The organism is Micromonospora sp. KC213 (genome assembly GCF_004348325.1).
In the GTDB taxonomy this organism is placed as follows: domain Bacteria; phylum Actinomycetota; class Actinomycetes; order Mycobacteriales; family Micromonosporaceae; genus Micromonospora.
Genome location: NZ_SMKF01000057.1, coordinates 24892 through 31403 on the forward strand (window position 1 = coordinate 24892; position 6512 = coordinate 31403).

At 67.2% G+C, this 6512-nt stretch carries 5 protein-coding genes and 1 tRNA gene; 3 read left to right on the forward strand and 3 right to left on the reverse strand.

From position 1 onward, the window contains the following. Positions 1-12: 12 nt before the first annotated feature. Positions 13-1053 carry a C40 family peptidase gene (locus E1166_RS14245; RefSeq protein WP_132339167.1) on the forward strand — a complete coding sequence of 347 codons (1041 nt, stop codon included), beginning with the start codon at positions 13-15 and terminating at the stop codon, positions 1051-1053. Between the two features lie 102 nt (positions 1054-1155). On the opposite strand, the gene dcd is transcribed toward E1166_RS14245, so the two are convergent. Further along, positions 1156-1734, reverse strand: a complete 579-nt coding sequence (gene dcd, locus E1166_RS14250) for a dCTP deaminase (RefSeq protein ID WP_132339169.1) — start codon at positions 1732-1734, stop codon at positions 1156-1158. Positions 1735-1812: 78 nt separating this feature from the next. Between dcd and E1166_RS14255 the strand changes: the two genes are divergently transcribed. Continuing rightward, a complete protein-coding gene (locus E1166_RS14255) occupies positions 1813-2379 on the forward strand; it encodes a pyridoxamine 5'-phosphate oxidase family protein (RefSeq protein WP_132339171.1) in 567 nt (188 codons plus the stop codon). Positions 2380-2440: 61 nt separating this feature from the next. On the opposite strand, the gene E1166_RS14260 is transcribed toward E1166_RS14255, so the two are convergent. Beyond that, positions 2441-3442: a zinc metalloprotease gene (locus E1166_RS14260; protein ID WP_132339173.1), complete on the reverse strand. Its 1002-nt coding sequence runs from the start codon at positions 3440-3442 to the stop codon at positions 2441-2443. 234 nt (positions 3443-3676) lie between these two features. Here E1166_RS14260 and E1166_RS14265 point away from each other — a divergent pair. Beyond that, positions 3677-3750: transfer RNA gene (locus tag E1166_RS14265), tRNA-Gly, on the forward strand. Between the two features lie 699 nt (positions 3751-4449). Here the strand turns inward: E1166_RS14265 and E1166_RS14270 are convergent. Further along, positions 4450-5547: a macro domain-containing protein gene (locus E1166_RS14270; protein WP_165944336.1), complete on the reverse strand. Its 1098-nt coding sequence runs from the start codon at positions 5545-5547 to the stop codon at positions 4450-4452. Between the last annotated feature and the right edge of the window lie 965 nt (positions 5548-6512).

Genomic DNA, 6512 nt, shown 5'->3' on the forward strand with positions numbered 1-6512 from the left:
GTACGGAGCCCGGTGGCACACCATGCCCCGCGGCCGCCGTGGTCCCGGTCGGCCCCGGTCGCCCGGCGTACGGTCGTGCCGCGCTCACGCTGGTCCCGCTGCACCATCGTCCTCGCCGCCCTTGCCGGCGCTGCCGTCGTCCTGGCCGGTGGCTCCACGGCGGCCCACGCCGATCCCACGGTCGCCGACCTCGAACGGCAGATCGACCGGGACTGGAACACCCTGGAACCGCTCATTGAGCAGCACAACGCGACCCGGCAGGAGTTGGCCGCCAGACGCCGGCAGGCCGACGCGCTGACCCGGCGGATCGTCCCGCTGCAAGCCCAGGTCGACCGGGCGATGGACCAGATCTCCGGGCTCGCCGCCCAGGCGTACAAGGGGGAGAGTTTCGCCGTCGTCAACGCCCTGCTCGGCAGCGCGTCCCCCGGCGAACTGGTGAACCAACTCGAACTGCTCGACCGCCTGGCCCAGCGGCGGCAGCGCGAGGTGCGCGCCGTACAGGACCTGCGCGACGAACTCGCCGTCAAGAAGGCGGCGCTGGACACGATGGTGGCCCAACTGGGCCGGACCGAGGCCCGGCTCGCCGTCCGGCGCAAGCAGATCGACGCCGGCATCGAGCGGCTCCAGCGGCTGCGGTTGCGGGCCTACGGGGCCGGTGCCGGCGGTCCGCTGCGTCCCGCACCCTGCCCGGCCGCCTACCCGGGCGGTCCCGCGGGGGTGGCGGTGCGGTTCGCCTGCGCCCAGATCGGCAAGCCGTACCGCTGGGGCGCCGAGGGCCCGAACGGGTACGACTGCTCGGGGCTGACGCTCGCGGCCTGGGCGAAGGCGGGGGTCCGGCTGCCGCACAACGCGCGGCAGCAGCGCCGGGTCACCGCCAGCGTCAGCCGCACCGACCTGCGCCCCGGTGACCTGGTCTTCTACTACACCGACCTGCACCACGTCGGGATGTACGTCGGTGCCGGCTGGGTGGTGCACGCCTCCCGGGCCGGGATGCCGGTGCGGATGAAGCGGGTCGACGACGGGCCGGTCCACAGCTACGGCCGTCCGGGCTGACGCCGCTACCGGGCCTGCGGCCGGCGGGGTCGGTGCTGGTGCCGGGGCTCCGGCCGGCAAGGTCGGTGCTGACGCCGGGTCTGTGACCGGCGGGGTCGGGCGTCAGCGGATCGGCCAGGTGCGCCAGTTCTGCCAGGACCGGCTCGGGGTCGGCCCCCGCTGCCCCTGGTACCGCGAGCCGTAGACCTCCGACCCGTACGGGTGCTCGGCGGGCGACGACAGGCGGAAGATGCAGAGCTGGCCGATCTTCATGCCCGGCCAGAGGGTGATCGGCAGGTTCGCCACGTTGGACAGCTCCAGCGTCACGTGTCCCGAGAAGCCCGGGTCGATGAAGCCGGCGGTCGAGTGGGTGAGCAGCCCGAGCCGGCCCAGGCTCGACTTGCCCTCCAACCGTCCTGCGAGTTGGTCGCCCAGCGAGATCACCTCCAGCGTGGAGGCGAGCACGAACTCACCGGGGTGCAGCACGAACGGCTCACCCTCCGGCACCTCGACCATCGAGGTCAGCTCGTCCTGCTGCTCCGCCGGGTCGATGTGGGTGTAGAGGTGGTTGTTGAAGACCCGGAACAGCTTGTCCAGCCGGACGTCGATGCTCGACGGCTGCACCAGCGTGGGCTCGAACGGGTCCAGCGCGAGCGCGCCCGCCTTGATCTCGGAGACCAGGTCGCGGTCGGAGAGCAGCATCGGGACACCATATCGAGCGGATCGGGCGACCTGCGTGTCGGACTACGTGTTCGTACACCTGTTCGATAAGATGTCGGCATGGCTTCCTGGTCCGACTTCGCCGCCGACGAGCCCCGACTTGCCGACGGGATCCGCCTTCTCCTGCAGCAGTACGGGCCAGGCTTCGGCTACCTGGCCACCGTCCGCGCCGACGGCGGTCCCCGGGTGCACCCGGTCTGCCCGGTGATCACCGACGAGGGGCTGTTCTGCTTCGTGGTGGCCTCGCCCAAGCGCCGCGATCTCGAACGCGATGGCCGTTACGCGCTGCACTCGTTTCCGCCGGAGGAGAGCGACGATGAGGCGTACCTCGCCGGCCGGGCGCATCCGGTCACCGACCCGGGCCAGGTGGCCCGGATCGCCCGCGCCGGCCGGGCCGCTTCCCAGGTCGACTGGCGACTCTTCGAGTTCGACGTCGACGTGGCCATGCTGACCCGTCGCGGTCAGGGCGGGCACGTCCAGCCCGGCGAAGGCCCGGGGCGGCCGGCCGTACAGGTCTGGCTCGACCCCGGGGCGGCGCACCGCAACGGCGCTGCGGGCGTACCGGGTCAGCAGCCGGCGCGGCGTGGTGGCCGACACGGCTTCGACACCCGGCGCACCGCGGCCTGACCAGCCAAACGCCGGTGCCGGCCCCGTCGCGAGACGGAGCCGGCACCGGGCACTGCTGGACTCAGGCCGCGCGGTACGCGTTCCACGCGGTCAGCATGCGGCTCGCCTGCCCAGAGGTGAACTGGTACATGCACGAGTCGTAGCTGTAGTCCATGAAGTTGGTGATCGGGTCCAGGCCCTGGGCCGGGCAGGTGTCCTGGCCTTCCGGGCAGCCCTGCGCGGGGTCGCGCTCCGCCGGGGTGTCGGCAACGCCGTCGTTGGTGGTGGAGCAACCACCCTGGAAGGTGTGGTAGAGGTTCATCCAGTGGCCCACCTCGTGGGTGCCGGTGTCGCCCAGGTTGTAGTTGGTAGCCGAACCACCCGGCAGCGACTCGCTCAGCACCACGACGCCGTCCATCGGATCGAGGCTGCGCTTCGGGAAGGTGGCCCAACCGAGCAGGTCGTTGCTCAGCTCACCCAGGTACATGTTGAGGGTGTTCTTGCCGCCGGTGCGCAGCTGGTTCTTCATCTGCCGCTCCGCGGAGGAACCCTGGACGATCGGGTACCAGGCCGGCCGGGTCACCCGGTTGATCTTCTGCAGGGTGAAGCTGAAGGGGGTGGCCGCACCGCCGGTGGCGCCGCTGAAGCTCTCGTTGAGCACCCTGATCTGAGAGTTGATCATCGAGTCCGGGATGTTGCCACCGGCCCGGGTGCTGTCGCGCTGGATGACGTGCACGACAACGGGGATGTTCACGGCGGCCGCCTCGGCGGCCCGGCGGGCGGACTGCGGGCCGACCCGGAACCGCGCCCGCTCGCGCAGCGCGGCGGCGAGGTCGGCTTCGCGCTCACGCACCTGGACGGCGTTCAGTTCGTTGGGCTCGTGCTGCGCGACGCCGCCGGGCTTGAGCCGCGCGGCGGAGTGGGTGTCGGCCGGTTCCTCGCAGACGACGTCGGCGGCGGGGGCGGCTGAGAAGGCCGAAGCAGCGGGGACGACGCCCACGGTTGCGGCAGTCAGCAGCAGCGCGAAGGTCGTCGATGCGACACCGGTGGTACGCCGGGTCAGCAGGGCGGGACGGAGTCCCATGGGCCCACCTCTTTCTCGCGACGTGACAGGGGGGTGTGTCACGTCGTGGTTGAAACGTGAGGGGGACGTTACAACCGATTGAAAGGTTTGAGAACGACCCGAATGTTACTGCTGCGAAACTTCTACGTATGCGCATACGTTGGGTACTCGCATGATCACCCATGGGGGTGGGATGAGCGCGCCGGGGGTACTGGATGCATGGCACCGGTGACCTCAGGTAGAGTGGTGCCGCCTGCGGGTGTAGTTCAATGGCAGAACATCAGCTTCCCAAGCTGACAGTGCGGGTTCGATTCCCGTCACCCGCTCCAACGCGAAGGCCCCAGCTCAGGACAGGTTTCCTGGCTGGGGCCTTGATCGTTGCTACCGCTTCCTGCGCTGGCCGTGCCCGCTACGTGCCCGATCACGGCCCTTCTTGATCTGCTCGCTGAGGCCGTCAGCTATGTGCTTGTCGCGCTCCTTGGCAGTGTGCTGGTAGATCAGCGCGGCCCGGGTCAAGGCGGCCCTGAACGGGCCGCACGCGCCGCCGCCTGGGCGCGCGTCCGTCGCTCCGCTGGCGCTCCGACTCCGGCCACGCAACACGCCCGGCGGCTGGCGCGGAGGGCGGGAAGCCCGGTGGGCCGCCGCAGCACGACAGCAGCGTTGACCGGGTGGTGGTGGGCCGGCAGCCGGCCGGGCCGCGCGGCCAGCACCGCGCGGCGTAGGAGAGCGCACGCCGGGTCCATCGGCGGCTGCCGGGCGGGTGGCGGGGTTGCGGTTACTGCGCCTCCGGCGGGGGCGCTCCGGCTCCAGATGGCCGGGGCACCGTAGGCGCGTTGCGGTCCGTGGGTGGTTGCGGTGGGAGCCATCCCGCCCGCCATCGACCCGGGCGAGCCGAGCAGACCACCGCCCGACCCGCCAGCGTCCGTACGTGCGTCAAGGTCCGCTTGACGTGGCGGGCCGGGCGGCGGCCCGCTCCCCACGAGGGCGGGTCGACGGCAGACGGGATGGCAGTGACGCACTTGGCGTGGCTAAACACCGAGTTCTGCGAGAACGCTGGTGATCGCGTCATCCGCTTCTACGTCGATCCACCGCAAGGCCGCAAGCTCTACAACCGACCGCAAAATATCATCACGCTCGATCGGCGGTTTCCTTCGGATCTTCCACTTCTCTACGTACTCAACAACCTCAGTGGTTGTCGGTCTGCGATCGAACTTGTTCCTCAACGCGCTCACCACGTAGTGAACGGATCCTGCGACCTCTGCTTGCCGAGAGTCGAACCGTGCGACAAGGTCCACGACGCGAGCGATGGCGGGCTCCCACTGCTGAATTTCCGCCGTGTAATGGCGCTTCGCGTCCTTAAAGGTCTGACCCACCCGCGTTTCAATCATGTTGCCTCGACGCGCCTCAGCCACGAGCCCGTTATTCTGCAGCTGCGCGGTCAGCCTACTAAGCGAGGAGGCGTATGGCCCGTAGCTATTCGCTTCGTAATTCAAGGACGTCGGAATTCCCGCTGCGGTGGCGAAGTAGGCGATCTTTTGGAACAGGATCCTTCCGACCGGCCAGTGGTAGGGTTCGGCTTCAACTCTGGAAAGAATCTCTACCAATGCGAGCGCTCCCGGAGCAACTTTCAAACCTTCATCCCGACGATTGTGATCCGGAATTTCCAGCAACGAGAGTTGCGCATCGCTTGGCTCTACGCCGTGCGGCACGAACAGTTCTACGGGAATGTTGAATTCGCGCAGGTGCTTGTCCAGTGTGGGACCTACGACCGACCAGTCGAGCTGCCCATTGCCGCAGCCTAGTGGGGGGACAGCGATCGAGGTTATGCCCCACTCGTGAAGATGGTCTTTCAAGTATTCCAAGCCATTTTCGATATCCTCAAGGCGACTAACCGACCGCCAGTGATCCTTGGTGGGAAAATTGACTATGAGGTGGTCGTCGGCCTTGAAGACGTACGGCCTTCCCAGCTTGACGGTGCCGGCGTCGCAGCGCCGTACGTAATCTTGGAACATCTGCGGGTAGCGCTTCTTGAAGGCGAGGGCGATGCCCTTGCCCATAATTCCAACGCAGTTGACCGTGTTGACGAGCGTTTGGGCGCGGGAATTTAGCAGGTTGCCTTGGGTCAACCTGATTTGCTTGCTCCTACTTGAAGAATATGTCATTGTTCACTTCCCCGCCGATTCCAAGCCTCTGGCAAGCCTCAGTCCCGTGCATGTCGCAGACGTACGCGCCTTTGATAAATTCTACCGCAACCCGTTGCGGTATGAGAACCTCTGCGCAACGTTTCCGCTTCTTTTCCCAGTAGATGATCCGATCGTTATCCGTCCACCACCGTGCGTAGACCAAATCCGCGTCGAGATGGGCCAAGCCTTGGGGTGAAGGATGGAATCGGGTGTTACCAGCCGCCGCGTTTCCGTCTGCGATGATGGCATTCGGAAGGTCGAGGACTGATGGGTCTATACGTAGCACAACGATCGGAGGGCAAGCTTCGTTGCTTAAGCGGGACATCATGGGATTTCGAGCATCGAAGTACAGGTTGACGTAGTCATGGAGCAGTAGACCCTGGGGGACCCTTTTGCCCGTACGGCGATCTTGGATCTCGGCTGCCGCCACAGACGCATGCCTGACCTTCTGAGCTAGGTTGTGGGAGACGAGCCCCCACTGAGCCATCGACGGCAAGTTGACGACTGGCGCTATGTAATGCAACTCGCCAACCCGGGACCGCTCCATGCACGACCTCCCCATGTGCCTTCGTCGCGCTCGCAGGAGGGCAGTGTCCCGGGAGGGTGCGACGTTCCAGCGACGGGCGAGCCGCTAGTCGGTGGCGGCGTGCCCGCTTCGTGCCCGATGCAAGGGTAAAGAGAGGTGCCTGAGGTCCCGCAATGCGGACGATCCGTGCACGGTGAGTAACGAGTATTCCTCCGATGGCGACTAGGAGTGATACTGAAAGCGATTCCCAAGCTGACAGTGCGGGTTCGATTCCCGTCACCCGCTCCAACGCGAAGGCCCCAGCTCAGGACAGGTTTCCTGGCTGGGGCCTTGATCGTTGCTACCGCTTCCTGCGCTGGCCGTGCCCGCTACGTGCCCGATC